Annotated in this window: 15 protein-coding genes and 1 pseudogene; 14 read left to right on the top strand and 2 right to left on the bottom strand. The window is 46.2% G+C overall.

Annotated elements, in window-relative coordinates; translation table 11 throughout:
* The first annotated feature begins 88 nt into the window (after positions 1-88).
* The 6 genes from BDI_RS08245 (at position 89) to BDI_RS08220 (ending at position 8669) form a co-directional block, all read left to right on the top strand.
* Entirely contained in the window at positions 89-3532 is a 3444-nt protein-coding gene (locus tag BDI_RS08245) for an alpha-L-rhamnosidase (protein ID WP_011966549.1), read from the top strand.
* Between the two features lie 190 nt (positions 3533-3722).
* Positions 3723-5111, top strand: coding sequence for a polyamine ABC transporter ATP-binding protein (gene potA / locus BDI_RS08240; RefSeq protein WP_005858057.1), 1389 nt, complete (start codon positions 3723-3725; stop codon positions 5109-5111).
* Between the two features lie 12 nt (positions 5112-5123).
* Positions 5124-5921 (top strand): ABC transporter permease, encoded by a 798-nt coding sequence (locus tag BDI_RS08235; protein WP_009274952.1) that lies wholly within the window; start codon positions 5124-5126, stop codon positions 5919-5921.
* Positions 5921-6709 (top strand): ABC transporter permease, encoded by a 789-nt coding sequence (locus BDI_RS08230; RefSeq protein ID WP_011966548.1) that lies wholly within the window; start codon positions 5921-5923, stop codon positions 6707-6709. The genes BDI_RS08235 and BDI_RS08230 overlap by 1 nt, the downstream gene beginning before the upstream one ends.
* Before the next feature lie 6 nt (positions 6710-6715).
* Entirely contained in the window at positions 6716-8053 is a 1338-nt protein-coding gene (locus tag BDI_RS08225) for an ABC transporter substrate-binding protein (protein WP_041525665.1), read from the top strand.
* A 1-nt stretch (position 8054) separates the two neighbouring features.
* Positions 8055-8669 (top strand): HAD family hydrolase, encoded by a 615-nt coding sequence (locus tag BDI_RS08220; protein ID WP_005858049.1) that lies wholly within the window; start codon positions 8055-8057, stop codon positions 8667-8669.
* A 25-nt stretch (positions 8670-8694) separates the two neighbouring features.
* Here the strand turns inward: BDI_RS08220 and BDI_RS08215 are convergent, their stop codons facing one another.
* Both BDI_RS08215 and BDI_RS08210 read right to left on the bottom strand, forming a co-directional pair.
* Positions 8695-9375 carry a queuosine precursor transporter gene (locus BDI_RS08215; RefSeq protein WP_005858047.1) on the bottom strand — a complete coding sequence of 227 codons (681 nt, stop codon included), beginning with the start codon at positions 9373-9375 and terminating at the stop codon, positions 8695-8697.
* Positions 9376-9436: 61 nt separating this feature from the next.
* Positions 9437-10099 carry a DUF2490 domain-containing protein gene (locus tag BDI_RS08210; RefSeq protein ID WP_011966546.1) on the bottom strand — a complete coding sequence of 221 codons (663 nt, stop codon included), beginning with the start codon at positions 10097-10099 and terminating at the stop codon, positions 9437-9439.
* A gap of 113 nt (positions 10100-10212) precedes the next feature.
* Here BDI_RS08210 and BDI_RS08205 point away from each other — a divergent pair, with 113 nt between their 5' ends.
* From BDI_RS08205 to BDI_RS21040, 8 genes and pseudogenes are all read left to right on the top strand, one after another.
* Positions 10213-11094, top strand: coding sequence for a hydroxypyruvate isomerase family protein (locus tag BDI_RS08205; RefSeq protein WP_009017162.1), 882 nt, complete (start codon positions 10213-10215; stop codon positions 11092-11094).
* 225 nt (positions 11095-11319) lie between these two features.
* Positions 11320-11823, top strand: coding sequence for an RNA polymerase sigma factor (locus tag BDI_RS08200; RefSeq protein ID WP_011966544.1), 504 nt, complete (start codon positions 11320-11322; stop codon positions 11821-11823).
* Positions 11820-12407 (top strand): hypothetical protein, encoded by a 588-nt coding sequence (locus BDI_RS08195; RefSeq protein ID WP_011966543.1) that lies wholly within the window; start codon positions 11820-11822, stop codon positions 12405-12407. Before BDI_RS08200 ends, BDI_RS08195 begins: the two co-directional genes overlap by 4 nt.
* Before the next feature lie 27 nt (positions 12408-12434).
* Complete coding sequence (locus tag BDI_RS08190; RefSeq protein WP_008779625.1) at positions 12435-12875, top strand: DUF5024 domain-containing protein; 441 nt, start codon at positions 12435-12437, stop codon at positions 12873-12875.
* 245 nt (positions 12876-13120) lie between these two features.
* A complete protein-coding gene (locus tag BDI_RS08185) occupies positions 13121-13801 on the top strand; it encodes an ABC transporter ATP-binding protein (protein ID WP_005858035.1) in 681 nt (226 codons plus the stop codon).
* Between the two features lie 95 nt (positions 13802-13896).
* Positions 13897-16221: an ABC transporter permease gene (locus BDI_RS08180; protein ID WP_011966542.1), complete on the top strand. Its 2325-nt coding sequence runs from the start codon at positions 13897-13899 to the stop codon at positions 16219-16221.
* 25 nt (positions 16222-16246) lie between these two features.
* Entirely contained in the window at positions 16247-18601 is a 2355-nt protein-coding gene (locus BDI_RS08175) for an ABC transporter permease (protein ID WP_011966541.1), read from the top strand.
* A 199-nt stretch (positions 18602-18800) separates the two neighbouring features.
* A pseudogene (locus BDI_RS21040) lies at positions 18801-18884 on the top strand (ABC transporter ATP-binding protein); the annotation flags it as partial.
* Between the last annotated feature and the right edge of the window lie 27 nt (positions 18885-18911).

Here is an 18911-nt window from a genome sequence, read left to right as displayed (position 1 = left end):
AACTGCTACATCTTCTCCCAAAAATGAAACAAAGAGTTAAGATGATAATGGATATTTTTGTACCGTTATCATTTTAATTCTTTGTATTATGAAGAGCACACGATGTATTTTGTCTATAATCTTAGGGTTGCTGGCCGGATGGCTACCTCTGGGTGCGGTTACCGTATTGAAGAACCTACAGGTTGAGTATCAAACCAATCCACTGGGAATTGATGTCAGTCAGCCACGTTTTAACTGGCAGATGGAGTCCGATCGCTATGGGGCCTGTGGGCAGGCTTATCGGTTATGGGTGGCCGATAGTCCGGAGCAATTGGCTGCCGGGCGTTATATCTATGATTCGGGAAAGGTTCTTTCCGGGGAATCGGTCGGCGTAGTTTATCAAGGAAAAGCATTACAACCTTCCACTCGCTATTATTGGAAAGTTTCCGTATGGGATGAATCGGGAACGGAAATTACCTCCACCGAGCCTGCGTGGTTCGAGACCGGTCTTCTGGGTTCCGGATGGAGTGGCGCCCGTTGGATCGGCTCGTCGGAGACACAACTCTCCAAATATCGCTCGCATTATGTGATCGACTATGATGTGCGGGTGGCCGAGGGTAATGATAAAGCCGCATTTGTCTTTGGGGCGAGGGACGCTGATAATTATGTGTCTGCTGAACTGGACTTGAATGGTTCGGGGGACGCCCGTTTCATCTTACGCCATACCACGGATGGAAAAACGACGCAAGACGCCTCGGAGAGTCTGGCCTCCATCATCCCAGCCTCGGATAAGCATAAGGCGCATCATATCCGGTTGAAGGTGACGACGGCCCAATATGCCTTGAAATATTTCGTGGATATAGAGATCGATGGAAAGACCTTGGTGAATTCCTCTTTGACTCCCGAGGAGAAAGAACGGAAGAGCCGTGGTGATTTCTGGGGAGGCAAGGAAGGGGCTTTCACCGTGTATCCTTATCCGGATGGAGAGTTGGTTTATCATTGCCGTTTGTACGCGATCGGTTTCCTGCAACCTAAAGGGCAGACCGCTACATTCTCCAACTTGTGTATCAGCGAGGATACGTGGAATACGCTTCTGTACAATCCTGCCGAGACTTATGTGGAGAAAGGGGAGGGAAAGCTCAATGTCTGGTATCCGGGCGAGAACGTATCCGCTCCCATGCTCCGGAAAGCGATAAAGATAGAGAAACCGGTCAAGAGCGCCCGTTTATACGCTACCGCTAGGGGTGTCTACGAGTTCTCGGTGAACGGGCAGAAGGTTGGAAAGGATTATCTGAATCCGGGTTGGACGGATTACCGTTACCGTATCATGTATAATACGTATGATATAACGGATTTGCTACGACCGGGCGATAATGGTATCGGGGCGATGTTGGGCGCCGGATGGTGGAGCGAGCATAGCGGTTTCCTTACCGGTTGGCAGGATCAATACGGAACCCGCCAGTCCTTATTGGGAAAGATCGTGATCGAGTATGCCGACGGTACTCGTGAGACGATCGTTACGAATGATAGCTGGAAATGTTATGACCGGGGACCGATCACTTTTAACGGCCTTCAGAATGGAGAGGAATATGATGCCCGGAAAGAGGTGAACGGCTGGGATGCTCCGGGTTTTGATGACTCGTCATGGAAACCGGCGACCTTATTCGCCGCTCCTCCGGTAAATGTGGAGATCCAAGGATATGTAGGCAGCCCGATACAAAATAATGTGACCCTGACCGCTCAGTCCATGGTAGAGCCTATTCCCGGCGTCTATGTCTATGATATGGGGCAGAATATGGTCGGTGTTCCCCGTCTGACTTTCAAGGGAAAGGCCGGACAGGAAATCACGATCCGTTTCGGGGAGATGAATTATCCGGAAACGATCCCTACCAAACCTGTCGCCCCGTACACGATCGCGATGTATAAGGAGAAGAAAGGGCAAGTCTATACGGATAATTACCGGAGCGCCCTTTCCACGGATCGTTATATCCTGAGAGGGGATGCGGCGGGTGAGACGTATGAGCCTCGCTTTACGTTCCATGGTTTCCGTTACGTGGAGATTCACGGGTTGGAGAGGCCGTTACCCTTGGAGGCGGTGAAAGGGATCGTGCTGGAATCTATCGGTGCGCGGACGAGCGGTTATGAGACGTCGGACGAGCGTGTCAACCGTTTGTTCAGCAATATCATTTGGGGCCAACGGGGTAATTTCCTGTCGGTTCCGACCGATTGCCCGCAACGGGATGAGCGTATGGGCTGGACAGGGGATGCGCAGGTATTTGCTCGTACGGCTACTTATAATATGAATGTCGATCCGTTTTACACCCGTTGGCTCTACTCGGTCCGGGATAATCAAGGAGATGACGGTAGTTACGCGAACTATATACCCGTGGTCGGTTTCCCTCCACACGGCGCGGAGGATGGCGGAGGTGCCATGGGATGGATGGAAGCCGGCGTGATCGTACCGTGGCAAATGTATCAACAATACGGAGACGTGCGTATTCTGGAGCAACATTACGCTTCCATGGTCGCTTATATGGATTATTTGGAGCGTCGTGCCGTACGCTATGTACAGCCCTTCGGTGGTTTCGGCGATTGGCTGGCTATCGAGCCGACGAATTCCATGTTGACGAACACCGCTTACTCCGCCTACGACGCTTTGATTATGGAGCAGGTAGCGAAACGTTTAGGGAAGGATGCGGACCAAAGGCGTTTCCGTACTTTCTACGAGAACGTGAAGAGGTCCTTTAACGACTTGTTCGTAAACGAGGAAGGACGCACGTTCGCCCCGACGGTGGAATCTATCTTTGGCAAGGATTCGCAAGTAGGTATGTGGCCCGGAACGGCGGCTACCGAGGCGAAGATCGTGGATACGCAGACCTCATACGTGGTTCCTCTCCAGTTCGATCTGTTCAATGAGAAAAACAAACCCTTGGCGATCCGGTATCTGGTAGAGAATATCAAGAAACATAATTATACGCTTACGACCGGCTTTATCGGTACGCCTTACCTGAATTTGGTATTATCCGACAATGGTTATGACGATGTCGCCTATAAGCTGTTTGAGCAAACCGCCTATCCTTCATGGCTGTATCCTGTCCTGCAAGGCGCTACCACGATTTGGGAACGTTGGAATTCCTACACGTTGGTAAATGGCTTCGGCCCTGTGGATATGAACTCTTTCAACCATTATTCGTATGGCGCTATCGAGGAGTGGATGATAGCTTATACCTTGGGTATCCAGCGGGATGAGGAACAACCCGCCTATAAGCACATCATCCTTCAACCCCGTATCGGCGGAACCTTCTCGTTCATCCGGGGTCATTACGATTCCGCCTATGGCCGTATCGAGAGTGGATGGCAAATCCAAAAGAAGGGCTATATATACGAGGCAACCATTCCCGCTAATACGACGGCTACCTTATATCTGCCCGCCAAATCGGAGAAGTCCGTTCGTATGGAGAAAGGGCAGGAGGGGATCACGCCCGTGGGATTGAAGGATGGGAAGGCTGTGTACCGATTGGGATCGGGGAGCTACCGGATATACGTGGATTGAATATTTCCCAAATATCCCGCCCGCGTCGGGTGCGCGGTCGAATCTTGGAGAAATGCGACGCTTCTCACCCGGTGTAAGGTCAGATTTTGTAAAAACGATAGTGCCCGGCCTTATTAAAATCTGTACATTCGCGCAAAAATAAATAAGAACATTGTTCATGATTGTTTAATTCTAATTAGATCAAGCGAGAATGTCAATACGAAAATCGGATCGCATTATCAGCGTGGAGCACGTATCGAAGTATTTTGGCGAGAAGGCCGTGCTGAATGATGTAAATTTACAGGTCCGCAAGGGCGAGTTTGTAACCATTTTGGGGCCTTCCGGTTGCGGAAAGACTACCCTGTTGCGTTTGATAGCCGGCTTCCAGACGGCCTCCGAGGGCGTTATCACGATGTCCGGGAAGGAGATTACGCAGACGCCGCCGCATAAACGTCCCGTAAATACGGTATTCCAGAAATATGCTTTATTTCCACATCTGAATGTGTACAATAATATCGCCTTTGGCCTGAAGCTGAAGAAACTTCCTTCCGCCACGATCGAGAAGAAAGTGAAACAGGCGTTGAAAATGGTAGGGTTGACAGACTATGAGGATCGGGATGTCGATTCCCTTTCCGGTGGCCAGCAGCAACGTGTGGCGATCGCTCGCGCTATCGTGAATGAGCCGGAGGTGTTATTGCTGGATGAGCCGTTGGCGGCCTTGGACTTGAAGATGCGCAAGGACATGCAAATGGAATTGAAAGAGATGCATAAGTCCTTAGGCATTACGTTCGTGTACGTGACCCACGACCAAGAGGAAGCGCTGACGCTGAGCGACACGATCGTTGTCATGAGCGAGGGAAAGATCCAGCAAATCGGTACCCCGATCGATATTTATAACGAGCCGGTCAATTCGTTCGTCGCTGATTTCATCGGTGAGAGTAACATCTTGAACGGGACGATGATCAAGGATAGGCAAGTCTCTTTCGCCGGTCATGAGTTCGAGTGCGTGGATGAGGGATTCGGGGAGCAAATGCCGGTAGATGTCGTGTTGCGCCCCGAGGATATTTACATCTTCGAGCCGTCGGAGGCGGCGATGTTGACGGGTACGGTAACCTCCTCCATCTTTAAGGGTGTGCATTACGAGATGATGGTGCAAACCCCGAACGGATACGAGTTCATGGTACAGGATTACCACTGTTTCGAGGCAGGTAGCGAGGTCGGGCTTCTTATCAAGCCTTTCGATATCCATGTAATGAAGAAAGAGCGTATTTGCAATACCTTCGAGGGAAAGCTTATCGACGCTACGCATGTGGAATTCCTAGGCTGTACGTTCGAATGTAAGGAAGTAACCGATATAGAGCCAAATACGCCTGTGAAAGTCGAGATCGATTTTAAAGATGTGATCTTGGAGGATAACGAGGAAGACGGTCGCTTGACCGGAGAAGTAAAATTTATCCTCTACAAAGGCAACCATTATCATCTGACCGTGTTTACGGATTGGGACGAGGACATCTTTGTCGATACCAACGATGTATGGGATGATGGAGATCATGTCGGCATAACGATCGCCCCGGATAAAATTCGAATTATTCATGCTTAAAAAGGGAAGGAAGTGATCAATACGTTTTCTGCATTTTTTATGAGACGAAGGAACTGGACCATTCCTTATGTCCTGTTCTTGGCCATCTTTGTCGTGATACCGCTCTTCTTGATCGTGTATTACGCCTTTACGAATGACGAGGGGATGTTTACCTTCGCCAACTTCCGTAAGTTCATGATCCATCCCGAGGCGATCAACACCTTCGTGTATTCAGTCGGGATCGCTTTGATAACGACCATCCTTTGTCTGCTGCTGGGATATCCGGCCGCTTGGATATTGAGCCAAGCCCGGTTTAATACTTCCCGTACGATGGTCGTTTTGTTTATCCTTCCGATGTGGGTCAATATCTTGATCCGTACGTTGGCTACCGTGGCTTTGTTCGATTTCTTGAATTTCCCGCTGGGAGAGGGGGCCTTGATCTTTGGCATGGTGTACAACTTCTTGCCCTTTATGATCTACCCGATTTATAATACGCTCCAGAAAATGGATCACAGCTTGATAGAGGCGGCGCAAGACTTGGGGGCGAATCCGTCGCAGGTATTTATCAAGGCCGTATTCCCACTATCGATGCCGGGAGTGATGAGTGGTATCATGATGGTGTTTATGCCGACCATCTCTACGTTTGCCATCGCCGAATTGTTGACGATGAACAATATCAAGCTCTTCGGTACGACCATACAGGAGAATATCAATAACGGTATGTGGAACTACGGGGCGGCGCTTTCTCTTATCATGTTGTTATTAATCGGAATCACGGGATTGTTCAGTAATGAGAGCAGTGATTCGGCGAATGAGGGAGGGCTTATCTGATGGTGAAATATTTAGCTAAGGGATATCTGTGGGCTTTGCTTTTGTTGCTCTACTCGCCGATCCTGATTATCATGATCTTCTCGTTCACGGAGGCGAAAGTGCTGGGTAACTGGACCGGGTTCTCCACGAAATTATATAGCTCCCTTTTTGCCGGCAACGTGCAGCACTCGTTGGTAAGCGCCCTTTGGAATACGTTCGCTATCGCCATGATAGCCGCTACGGTATCTACCTTGTTGGGAAGCGTGGCCGCTATCGGGATCTTTAATTTGAAGACAAGGGCCCGTAACGCCGTGAGCTTTGTCAATAACATCCCGATGTTGAATCCGGATATCATCACCGGTATTTCCTTGTTCCTGTTGTTTGTCAGCTTAGGGATCTCTCAAGGTTTGACGACGGTCGTGTTGGCGCATATCACGTTCTGTACGCCGTATGTGGTATTAAGCGTCATGCCCCGCTTGAAACAGATGAACCAGAATATCTACGAGGCGGCGTTGGATTTGGGGGCGACTCCGTTTCAAGCCTTGCGGAAGGTGATCTTCCCGGAAATCCGTCCGGGTATGATCAGTGGTTTTATCCTTGCCTTCACGCTCTCTATCGACGATTTCGCCGTGACCATATTTACGATTGGTAATGAGGGCTTGGAAACCCTTTCCACCTTTATCTATGCGGATGCCCGGAAAGGAGGATTGACCCCGGAGTTGCGTCCCCTCTCAACGATTATATTCGTAACCGTGTTAGTATTGTTGATTGTTATAAATAAACGTGCTGAGAAAGCGAAGCGAGCGTAAATGAAAATGAAGAAATTTATATCGATTTTGTCTGTTTTGGCCCTGCTTATGGGGCTGTTCACTTCTTGCGGGCGCTCGGACGAGGAGAGAAGTAAGATCTTGAAGATTTATAACTGGGGAGATTATATCGACGAGGACGTCCTGACGGATTTCCCGAAATGGTATAAGGAACAGACGGGTGAGGAGGTCCGGATTATCTATCAGGTCTTTGATATCAATGAGATCATGTTGACCAAGATCGAACGGGGGCATGAGGATTTCGACTTGATTTGCCCTTCGGAGTATATCCTTGAGCGCATGCTGCGGAAAAATCTCTTGCTACCGATCGACCGTAATTTCGGGAAGACACCGGATTATATCAACAATGTCTCTCCCTATATCCAAGAGGAACTGAATAAGTTAAGTCAGCCGGGCCGTAAGACTACCGACTACGTGGTTCCTTATATGTGGGGAACCGCCGGCCTGTTGTATAATAAAGCCGATGTCTCGAGGGACGAGGTAATGTCGTGGAAATGCCTTTGGGACCCTCGTTTCAGGAATAAGATCTTGATGAAGGATAGTTATCGTGACGCTTATGGAACCGCTATCATATACGCCCATGCGAGGGAATTGGCGAATGGTACGATCACGGTGGAGCAATTGATGAACGATAGCTCCCCGGAAATGATCGCTATCGCCGAGGAATACTTGAAGAAGATGAAACCGAATATCGCCGGTTGGGAGGCCGATTTCGGTAAGGAGATGATGACGAAAGGAAAGGCGTGGCTGAATTTCACTTGGAGCGGCGACGCGGTCTGGGCCATGGAAGAGGCGAGTGCCGTAGGCGTAGATCTGGGGTATGAGGTTCCTTTGGAGGGTAGTAATATCTGGTACGATGGTTGGGCGATCCCTAAATACGCTCGCAACGTGAAGGCGGCCAGTTATTTTATGGACTATCTATGCCGTCCGGACATCGTCAGCCGTAATATGGAGGTGACCGGATATGTCAGCACCGTGGCCACCCCGGAAATATTGGCGGAAAAGATCGATACGACGCAGACCGAGTTCTCGGACGTAAGTTATTTCTTCGGACCGGGAGCGGAGCGTGTCCAGATAGACCCGGCTCAATATCCGGACCGGAAGGTCGTGGAACGTTGTGCCATGATCCGTGATTTCGGGAACGAGACGGAGGTGGTTCTGGAAATGTGGAGCCGGGTAAAAGGTGACAATCTTAACTCTTGGATTGTTATATTGATATTCGCTGTTTTCGGCTTGTTGTTTGTCTGGGTCGTTTACAAGCGGATCAATCGTTATCAACAGAAAAGACGACATCGCAGACGTCGTAGCTGGTATAAAAAGAAATGATATGGAAGGCATAAAGAACTTGATTATAGACTTGGGCGGTGTGCTTATTAACCTGACTCGCAACCGTTGTATCGAGGCTTTCGAGAATCTGGGCGTGGAGAATATCCGGGAGCAGATCACGAATAACTATCAACATAAGGACTTGTTTGAGCGATTAGAGTTGGGAACGATTTCGGTGGAACAGTTTCGCGATGATATTCGTGCCTTATCGGGGAAGCCCCTGACGGACGAACAAATCGACACGGCATGGATCGCCATGTTGGGAGACGTCCCGGAAAATAAGTTGCGTCTGCTATTGGAGCTTCGTGAACGCTATAATACGATGCTTCTGAGCAATACGAACGAGCTTCATTGGAAATGGTCCGAAGATACCTATTTCTCTTATCAAGGTCTTTGTGCCCAAGATTTCTTCCATAAGATTTACCTCTCTTACGAATTGCATATGCTGAAGCCGAACGCGGATATTTTTGAGTACGTACTGAAGGACTCGAATCTTTTAGCCGAGGAGACTATGCTGATTGATGACGCTTCCGTGAATTGCCGGGCGGCTGAATTATTGGGAATGAAGTCCTATATGCCGCAGCAAAGGGAGGATTGGTCGCATCTATTCAAATGAAGGCCGGTCATTGTTTGGTCCCGGCCTAAATGTCTTTAACCTTTAGGATATTATACGAGGTACCAAGATCATACACATCATTCCCGTCTACTTTCTTGATGTACTTTACGACACGGATGGTGACGGGAAGGATGATAACCTCGTACAAGGATTTAAGTACCGCCTGCGTCCCGATCATGATAAGCAATTCTCCGGCCGGGATCAATCCGGCGAAGGCGATCGGGAAAAAGATCAGGGAATCGGCGCTCTCACCGATAAGGGTAGATACGATCGCTCGTAACGAGAAATTCTTTCCGTTGGAGGCGATTTTCATTTTGCTCATCACATAGGCGTTCAGGAAAGAACCGGCCAAAAACGCTATCAAGCTGGCGACCGCTATACGTGGGGCCATCCCGAAGACGAAATTGAAACCTTCCTCCCCCTCCCAGAAAGGGGCGGCCGGTAATAATACCGCCAATTGCGCGAAAGCGATCACTAGGAAATTAGAGGCGAAGCCACTCCAGATAATTAGCCGTGCCTTCTTGAATCCCCACACTTCCGCTATACAATCATTGATGATATACGAGATCGGGAATACGATCAAACCTGCGGTAGCCGTTATACCGCCTACTTGCACTACTTTTGTCTCTAAAAGATTGGACGCTACAAGGCATATATTAAAAAGTATACCTAGCAGCATGAAAGGTACTGTAACTGTTTTTTGCATGTCTTCTTGTTTTTAACGAGGTTTATCAAGCACTCGGGACGCGAAGGTACGAAAATTCTTATTAAAAACGATGGGTATAGCAGATACCGATCGCATGGCGGTAATTCACGGGATCGTCTACATTAAATATATGGTAGCGATAATAGAGTTGGAGGTTATTGTTCGGGTTTAGTTGGTAATTACTTCCTGTGGAGAAACGGATCTTATCGGACCGCATCTTATTTCGCGTATCATTGAAGACCTCGGTGTAGGCAAAAGGACAGAAACCACTCTTGCGGATCTTATAGGAGAGGGTCAGCATCGAACGCAGATAATTCTTGGGATGTTCGGCGTGAACCTTATAGGTACTTTGAAAACGTTCCCGGACAGAGAGGGTAAAACGTCCGGCCGAATAAGTCCCCGTAGCGTAGAGATAATATCGGTTTCGTAACTCGTCGGATGCCTTGTATCGTGCTAGAGACATATATCCGCTTCCTGCCAGAAGATATTTATTAAACTTGTAGTTTACCTCAACGGTGGTGAGGAACCATTCCGCTTCCTTAAAGTCATCTCTCGGACGGATGTCCTCTTCTACAAGAAAGGAAAAATGCTTATAGATTTTTCCGCATAGGCTCGCCTTGAAATACACACCTGCGCCTTCCATTCCGTATAGGGATGAAGTGCATCCTATTATAAAGAATAGGATCAGATAAATAGATCGTTTTGTATATGATGTGTTTTTCATGTAGAGTGACTTCCGATGCAAAAGTAGTGTTTTTGGATGTAATACCAACGCCTCAGGATATTATATCCGATTTTTCTTATATTTGTCTCCTATTAACTATCAAATTCGAATACATGGAAAACATATCAAGAAGAACGGCTATCAAGACATTTTTAGCTGGAGGCGTGGCTTTGGCGACTACAGGTATCGAGGCGGCAGCCGCCGCGAAAAAGAAAACAGACGTGAAGGAACCCTTGAAAGGAAATGTCCGCCACTCCGTAAGTAAATGGTGTTTCGGCGATTATAAGCTGGATGAGTTCTGTGAGATCTGCAAGCATATAGGGATTGAATCCGTTGAGTTGCTGGACCCGGTAGATTGGCCGATCGTACAAAAACATGGCCTGACGGTGGCGATGGCGCAAGGGGCCGGGCTTGGAATAGATCGAGGTTTCAATGATCCGGCCTTGCATGACGAGTTGGTCGCCAGTTATGAGAAGGTGATCCCGATGGTGGCGGACGCTGGATTGACAAACTTGATTTGCTTCTCCGGCAGACGTAATGGCGTAACGGACTTGCAAGGCTGGGAGAACTGCGAGAAGGGGTTGAAGCGCCTTATCCCGTTAGCGGAGAAACACAAGGTCGTCTTGACCATGGAGCTTTTGAACAGTGTCGGTCATAAGGATTATCTGTGCGATCATACGGTTTGGGGTGCGGAGCTTTGTCGCCGTATCGGTTCCCCTAATTTTAAGTTACTATATGATATTTATCATATGCAGATCATGGAGGGGAATATCATCGAGAATATCCGGAAATACCATCCTTATTTCTCGCACGTACATACCGGTGGAAGTCCGGGCCGTGCCGAGATCGACGAGACGCAGGAACTTTATTATCCGGCTATCATCAAGGCTCTTATGGAGACAGGCTATAAAGGCTTCGTTGGGCAGGAGTTCGTCCCCGCCCAAGAAGACAAGATCGCTTCCTTGGAGAAGTGTATCCGTATCTGTGATGTATAGGGCTATTTAGTAATAACTTACAGTGCCAAGCCAGTGCCGTTATAGTGGCACGGCTGTGCCACTAGCGTGGCATCGTTGTGCCATCGCTATGGCATCATCGTGCCATCGCCGTGGCATTATCGTGCCATAAGGGTGGCACGACTATAATACTAGAATGACAAAGACCTTGAATTTATTTTTTCCAGCCATGTTACGTTTTCTTTTCTCGATTGTCATTAAGATAGAATGGAACAAGAACAGTTTAAAAAAGAGATATTGCCTTTGCGGGAGAAACTATTCCTTTATTATGCGAGAAGGCTGCTGGATAACCCGGAGGATGCCGAGGATGTCATGCAGGAAGTCTTTTTGAAGCTGTGGTATATGCGTGGCGAGTTGGACTATTATAATAATGTAATGGCCTTGTCCGTACAAATCACCAAGCACCTTTGCCTAAACCGGATGAAAGTCCGTGAACGCACGGAAGGTGAGGCGGGCGAACAATTCTTTATCTGCGATGCTTCCACGCCTTATACCCAGCTGGAACAAAAAGACAGTTTGGAGCATGTAATGCGGCTTATCAATAAACTACCGGGACTTCAACAGACCATTCTTCGCATGAAACACGTGGATGGTTTCGAGGTGGAGGAAATCGCCGGGTTGACCGGAAGTACCCCCGAGGCGGTACGTATGAATCTTTCCCGTGCCCGTAAACGGGTGAGAGAGCAATTCTTTAAAATGCAGACGTTATGAAAACAGAGGAATACAGGTCTATAGAGGATTTATTAGACCGCTTCTTCGAGGGTCAGACCTCGAACGAGGAGGAGCGAGTGTTGTATGAGTTTTTCGCCCGTCCGGATATTCCCGCCCATCTGGAACGTTATCGGGAGGTATTCGGATATTTCGAGAGTGGCATTGCCTTGGATTTTAGCGAGACTCCGGAATTGAGGCTACCCGCTAAGGAAATTTCTTATAAACGAAAAATAGGATGGGCAATCGCAGTTTGCGTGGCGGCTTCTCTTTTGTTGTTTTTGGTGAATACGGTCTTTATGAATCAAAATGCTTCTTTTAACCCTTATGAGGGAAGCTACATCGTGCGCAATGGTGTCGTAATGACAGATATAAAGAAGATACAACCCGAATTGGAGGTCATATCCCGAGCGGCGGAAGCGATGGAGAAGAATGCGGATCAGCTCTTAAGAAATGCGGATGAAATAGCTTATTTGCCGGAAAGGATGAATAAGCGGTTCGAGAAGAAACGGGAGACTCTACTGAGGAATATTCCGGATACTCAGGTACGTAAGGAGGTTTATAAGATCTTGGAATTGGATAAATAGTAAATTAACTAATAAACAAAAGAAGTTATGAAAGCAAGTAAATGTTTTTGGGTGGCATTATGCCTTTTGGTGGGAAATTTCAGTACAGAGTTATGGGCACAGAAGAATTTGGAGGCTGTCGTGCAGAAATGTAAAGCGGATAAGACGATCGATAAAAGCGTAGTAACGAATAAAGATCCGAAAACTAAAAAGGTATATAAGATAGTCTCTTCTTTCGTCGTGGAGGGCCACGCCGCATTACAACAAGAAATTAAATCCGCTTTTGAGCGGGACAAGGAAGAGGCTTATCAAGTGATCGAGAATGAGAACGATGGGGTGGTTAGTTGGTTTATCCGTTTCTCGAAGGGTAAAAATACAGTTTCTTATTCTATAAATGTTGATGAAGAGGAGCTTCTCTTGACAGTCATTGAGAACTTCGACATGCCGGAGGAAAAAGATATAGAGATAAGATCAAGTAGTGACATGTAGGTTTTACTATGTAGATAAGTCAACAATAGCACCTCTCATCTGTGAAGCTGGGAGGTGTTTCTTTATGTCGAGATATTGGATAGTAGTGTCTAAATTTTGTACACCACTGTCAAATAATTGGACAGTCTGTTTTGGAAAGTAAAATACTACTTGTTTGAGAATTAAATATTTAGTTAGTTTGGCACACTATTTGAATTAGATATGGTAAATTAAATAGTTAGATAACAATTAAAACAAATACAGTCATGATTAAGATCGAAGGTTTAAGTAAGTTTTTCCGTACGGAAGAGGTTGAGACAATTGCGTTGAATAAGGTTTCTTTGGAGGTAAAAGATGGCGAGTTCGTCGCTGTCATGGGACCTTCCGGTTGCGGTAAGTCTACGTTGTTGAATATTCTGGGTTTGCTGGATAATCCTTCCGAGGGAAATTATTACTTGGGCGACCAAGAGGTAGGACACTTGAAAGAGAAAGAGCGTACGCAGGTCCGTAAGGGAAACATCGGTTTCGTGTTCCAGAGCTTCAACTTGATAGACGAGTTGAACGTTTTTGAGAACGTGGAGCTGCCGTTGACTTATCTAAAGATCAAGGCGTCGGAGCGTAAGCAGATGGTAACGGATATCTTGAAGCGGATGAATATCAGCCACCGTGCGGCTCACTTCCCTCAGCAACTCTCTGGAGGTCAGCAGCAGCGTGTGGCGATCGCTCGTGCGGTAGTTTCCAACCCGAAGATAATCTTGGCCGATGAGCCAACGGGTAACTTGGATTCCAAGAACGGTGCCGAGGTTATGCAGCTGCTCACCGAGCTGAATAAGGAGGGAACGACAATCGTAATGGTGACGCACTCCAAGCACGACGCGGGTTTCGCCCACCGTGTGATCAATTTATTCGACGGTAGCGTTGTTTCTTCCGTTAGTGAATTTATTTAGTCAACATGACATAAACACATACACACAAGAGTTTTTTATAAGCTAATTGGCCTGTGAAGGTCGGTTAGCTTTCAATTTAACTTAAATACAAATCGATGAGACAGCTATATTATACAATCCGTTATTTACTTCGAGGCCGAGGGGGAAATGTGATCAAGGTTCTGTCCTTGACACTAGGACTTGGAGTGGGATTGATCCTGTTCGCTAGGGTCGCTTTTGAATTGAGCTTCGATACATTCTTTGACCAAGTGGAAGATTTGTATAGCGTGCATGTGCGATACAATGATGATAAAACGGGAGAGGAAGATGGGTCTCGTATCCTATTTGCCCCGATCCCGGAGGCTTTGCGGCAAGAGTTCCCCGAGATACAGTATGCGACGGTTTGCCGGAGAAGATACGGAGCCGTATTGTATCATGGTGAGGATCGGTTCAAGCCCCGTTTGATGATGGCGGATTCCCTCTTTTTCCGTACGATGGGAATCAAGGTGCTAAGAGGGGATGATCGTTTGTTGGGAATCGAAGATCAAGTTTTCTTATCGGAAAAAATGGCTGAACGTATATTTGGCAAGGAAGATCCGATCGGGAAACAACTGCTGTACGGAAAAAACTATCCTTATACGGTGGCCGGGATATTCCGTGACATACCGGAAAATAGTCATTTACGTTTTGACGCTGTCGCTTCTTTCATTAATATGAAAACCCAGTTCGGTGCCTATGCCGGTTGGGGTGCCGACGATAGTTATCTGGGCTATATCCGCCTGAAACCGGGTGTGTTCCCGGAACAAATCAATCAGAAAATACCGGCTTTATTGCCTAAATATATAGATGTAGAAAGAGAGAGGAAACAAGGTTTTGATATGGAGCTTTATATCAAGCCGGTCTCGGAGATATATACGCAAAGTACCGAGGTGAAGCGGATGGTGGTGATCATGAGCGTACTGGCTTTCGCTTTGTTATTCGTGGCGGCGATGAATTATATCTTGAACTCGGTATCTTCTCTGCCGATCCGGGCGAGATCCGTAGGAGTACACAAATGTAATGGAGCTTCCAGCAAGGACATTTTCAATATGTTCTTGTTTGAGACGGCGGCTTTATTTGTAGTGGCTCTTGTATGTATGGCATTGCTTTTATTCGCTTTCCGGGAATATGTAGCGGATATGGCGGCTGTTCCTACTTTGGGCACTTTATTGAATGCGCAGACTATATGGCTTCCTGCGATCATGATCTTGGCTATATTCATTTTGTCCGCCTTGCTACCGGCCCGTTTGTTCAGCGTTATCCCGGTTACCCAAGTATTCCGGGTATCTACTTCGGGTAAGCAGGGATGGAAGCGGAGTTTGCTCTTTATCCAGTTTGGGGGAATTGCGTTTGTCATTACATTATTGGTGATCGTGTTATTGCAATATGATCGGCTAATGAATAATGATTTAGGATATGATCCGGAAAATATAGTGTATGCCCCCTTGAATAATATGGATGATCCGGAAACGGCCAAACTTACCGCCGAGTTCAAGAAGTTACCTTATGTCACGGCTACGGGGCTTTCGTCAATGGACATTCTAAGTGGTTATGGTGGTTTCCCTATTCTGGATAATGAGAAAAACTGGCTGTTCACGGCCCGACAGGTAAACTATGATGCCGATTATCTCTCTCTGATGAAAATCCCCTTGCTTGAGGGGCAACCACTAAAAGGTGACGGGGATATTTTAGTGAATGAGTCATTCGTGAGTAAACGTGGGTGGACGGATGCTGCGATCGGTAAATATATTTATGATGATGAGGGTAATTTAAAAGGAAAAATAGTGGGTGTAACCCGTGATTTCATGGTGAATTCCTTCTTCACTCCCCAGTTACCGGTCATCATGTTTGGTAGTGACCGGATGAGTTATTGTAACTTTACGGTTCGTGTCTCCGAGCTAACTCCGGAATATTTGCGGGAAATGAATGATCGGATTGCGGAACTATTCCCGGATGAGGATGTCGGTTTTACGGTGCTGAAAACGATTATAGAGTCTCAGTATGAGGGAACCCGTCATTTCCGTGACGGTGTCTTTGTTGCCTCGATCGCTATCTTGCTGATCACCTTAATGGGATTATTAGGATATATTACGGACGAGATGCACCGTAGGAGCAAGGAGATAGCGATTCGCAAGGTGAATGGAGCGACGGCCCCGAATATTTTACGTCTTTTATCTAAGGACGTTTTGGTCACGGCTTTCCCGGCTATCCTTTTAGGAGTGATAGCCTCACGAGTCGTGGGAGAGAGCTGGTTGAGGCAATTCGCGGATAAGATACCGCTGACTGTTTTTATTTTCATATCTACGGCTCTACTGGTTCTAGCGATCATTTGGGGATGCGTGATCCTGAAATCTTGGAATATCGCCAATGAGAATCCGGTCCGTAGCATTAAGAACGAATAATATAACAGGTAATATAAAATTACGTATGAAAACTATTTTGAGGAATCTCTTGAGTGTATTGCGCCGTTTCAAGATGGCGACACTTTTAAATGTATTAGGACTATCTGTGGCTTTTTCTGCTTTCATCTTGATTATGATGCAAGTCGAGTATGATCAGAATTTTGACCGAGGATATACGGATACGGAATCTATATTTCGGGTAGAAGCTATGTTTGAGGATGGTGGGCAGGCAGTTATTTGCCGTCCGCTGGCCGATGCTTTTATCCAATCCTCGCCTCATATCGTAGCTGGGACCTTGGCGAATCCTTGGGGAGGGGACTTGTTTTTCTCTGTAGAAGAGAATGGTGTACGGAATACTTTTAAGGAACAATGTATAAATGTTTATCCTGAATTCACGAAGGTATTTGACTTTAAATTTCAGGAAGGAAATCCGGAGGCGTTACAGGAGCCAAACGTTGTTTTGTTGCCGCAGAGCATGGCTCAGAAGTTTTTTGGGAATCAATCGGCTGTAGGCAAGCAATTGAAGTTTGAGAATGGAGATCATCTAACGGTAGGTGGAGTGTATAAGGATTATCCACGGAATTCATCTGTACGGAATTGTATTTATCAAAAGATGGACCCGAAGGAAAACGCCCAAAGCTGGGGAAACTGGAATTATATTTTCTATATCCGTTTGGACAATCCGAAGAATGTCGAGGGGTTATTTGAAAATTTCAAGGCACATTTTGATCCTGCTCTAATAAAGGATAATAGTTTCTCATGGGGGGGATCTGGAATGACTTTCCGTATTAATCCGTTGCCTGATGTTCATTATACGACTGATGTAAAATATGACCAGACCCCGAAAGCCAGCAGGCAAACTTTGATGATATTATTTGCCATAGCTATCGTGATCGTGGTAATCGCCGGAATTAATTTCACGAATTTCAGTACGGCACTTACCCCGATGCGTATTAAGAGTATTAATACACAAAAAGTATTAGGGGGAAAAGAATCTGTGATCCGTTTTGCTTTGATTTTAGAAGCGGTGTTAATAAGTATAATCTCTTATTTGTTAGGACTGCTATTAGTTTATATTGCGGGGAAGACGGAAATAGCCTCATTGATAAATGCCGATATTTCGTTATCAATGCATATCGGATTGGTTTTGGCTACAGCTTTTATCTCAATAGCTACCGGGTTTCTTGCCGGTATATATCCAGCATATTATATGACTTCTTTCCCACCGGCTTTAGTGTTGAAAGGTAGTTTTGGCTTGTCTCCGAAGGGACGTCAATTACGAAATGCATTGATAGGAGTGCAGTATGTAGCTTCTTTCGGATTAATTATTGGTGCTACATTCATGTATTTGCAGAATTATTATATGCAAAACACCCCTCTCGGTTATGATAAGGATGAGATAATTATTACGAATATGAATAACAATATCCGGAAAAGTCGGGATGCCTTCGCCAGCCAAGTGAAATCTTTCTCCGGTATCGAAGAGGTTACATATGCGGAGATGCTCCTTTCTAGTCAGGACCAATACATGGGATGGGGACGTAAATACCGGGATAAGGATATACAATTCCAATGTCTACCGGTTGAACCTTCTTTTTTGAAGGTGATGAATGTGAAAATATCGGAAGGTCGTGATTTCCGGGAGGAAGATAAGGCGAAACGTTATGGCACGTTTGTCTTTAACGAACGTGCCCGGACAGAATATGGGCTGGAGATAGGATCTTTAATAGATAGTATGGAGATTGTCGGTTTTATGCCGGATGTTAAATTCGCCTCTTTCCGTACGGAGGTAACGCCTATGGCCTTTTTTGTATGGGGTACTAATAATTGGGGAAACCAACCTAATTACGCTTATATAAAGGTAAAAGCCGGCTCTGACTTACGGGGGGCTATGCAACATGTCAAGACTACGCTTCAATCATTTGATCCGGAATACCCGTTTAATGTCCGTTTCTTCGATGAGGTATTGAACGGACTTTATGAGAAAGAGAGAAGCCTCAGTTCATTGATTACCTTATTTAGTTTAATCGCGATCTTTATCTCGGTGGTAGGGGTATTCGGTTTGGTCGTATTCGATAGTGAGTACCGGAAGAAAGAGATCGGTATCCGTAAGGTATTAGGCTCTACTACCGAGGAGATTATCGTGATGTTTAACAAGACATACATAAGAATCTTATGTGTTTGTTTTGTTTTGGGGGCGCCTATCGCCGGTTATGTGGTACATCGATGGCTTGAGAATTTCGCTTATAAGACTCCTATGTATTGGTGGGTGTATTTGATCGCTTTTGCTATCATAGCGGTTATCACGATATTGACTGTCACTTTCCAGAACTGGCGTGCGGCGAATGAGAATCCAGTACATAGTATTAAGAATGAATAGAAGATTTTTGTAGAATCATATTGCTGTTTTCATAGAAAAGTATGTGTCCAATAATTGTACAATGGTGTCCAATTATTGGACACTTCTGTTTTATGAATTGAGAATTAATTTATTGAATATTAGTTTGATATGTAGTTTGGCACGTTATTTGAATATTATTAGATGGATTTGAGTATAATAAATTAAAACAAATACAGCCATGATTAAGATCGAAGGTTTAAGTAAGTTTTTCCGTACGGAAGAGGTTGAGACAATTGCGTTGAACAAGGTTTCTTTGAATATCTTGAAACGAATGAATATCAGCCATCTT

This window comes from Parabacteroides distasonis ATCC 8503 (genome assembly GCF_000012845.1).
In the GTDB taxonomy this organism is placed as follows: domain Bacteria; phylum Bacteroidota; class Bacteroidia; order Bacteroidales; family Tannerellaceae; genus Parabacteroides; species Parabacteroides distasonis.
The sequence above is the reverse complement of the archived record's forward strand: the minus strand, read 5'-3'. Positions and strand labels throughout refer to the sequence as shown.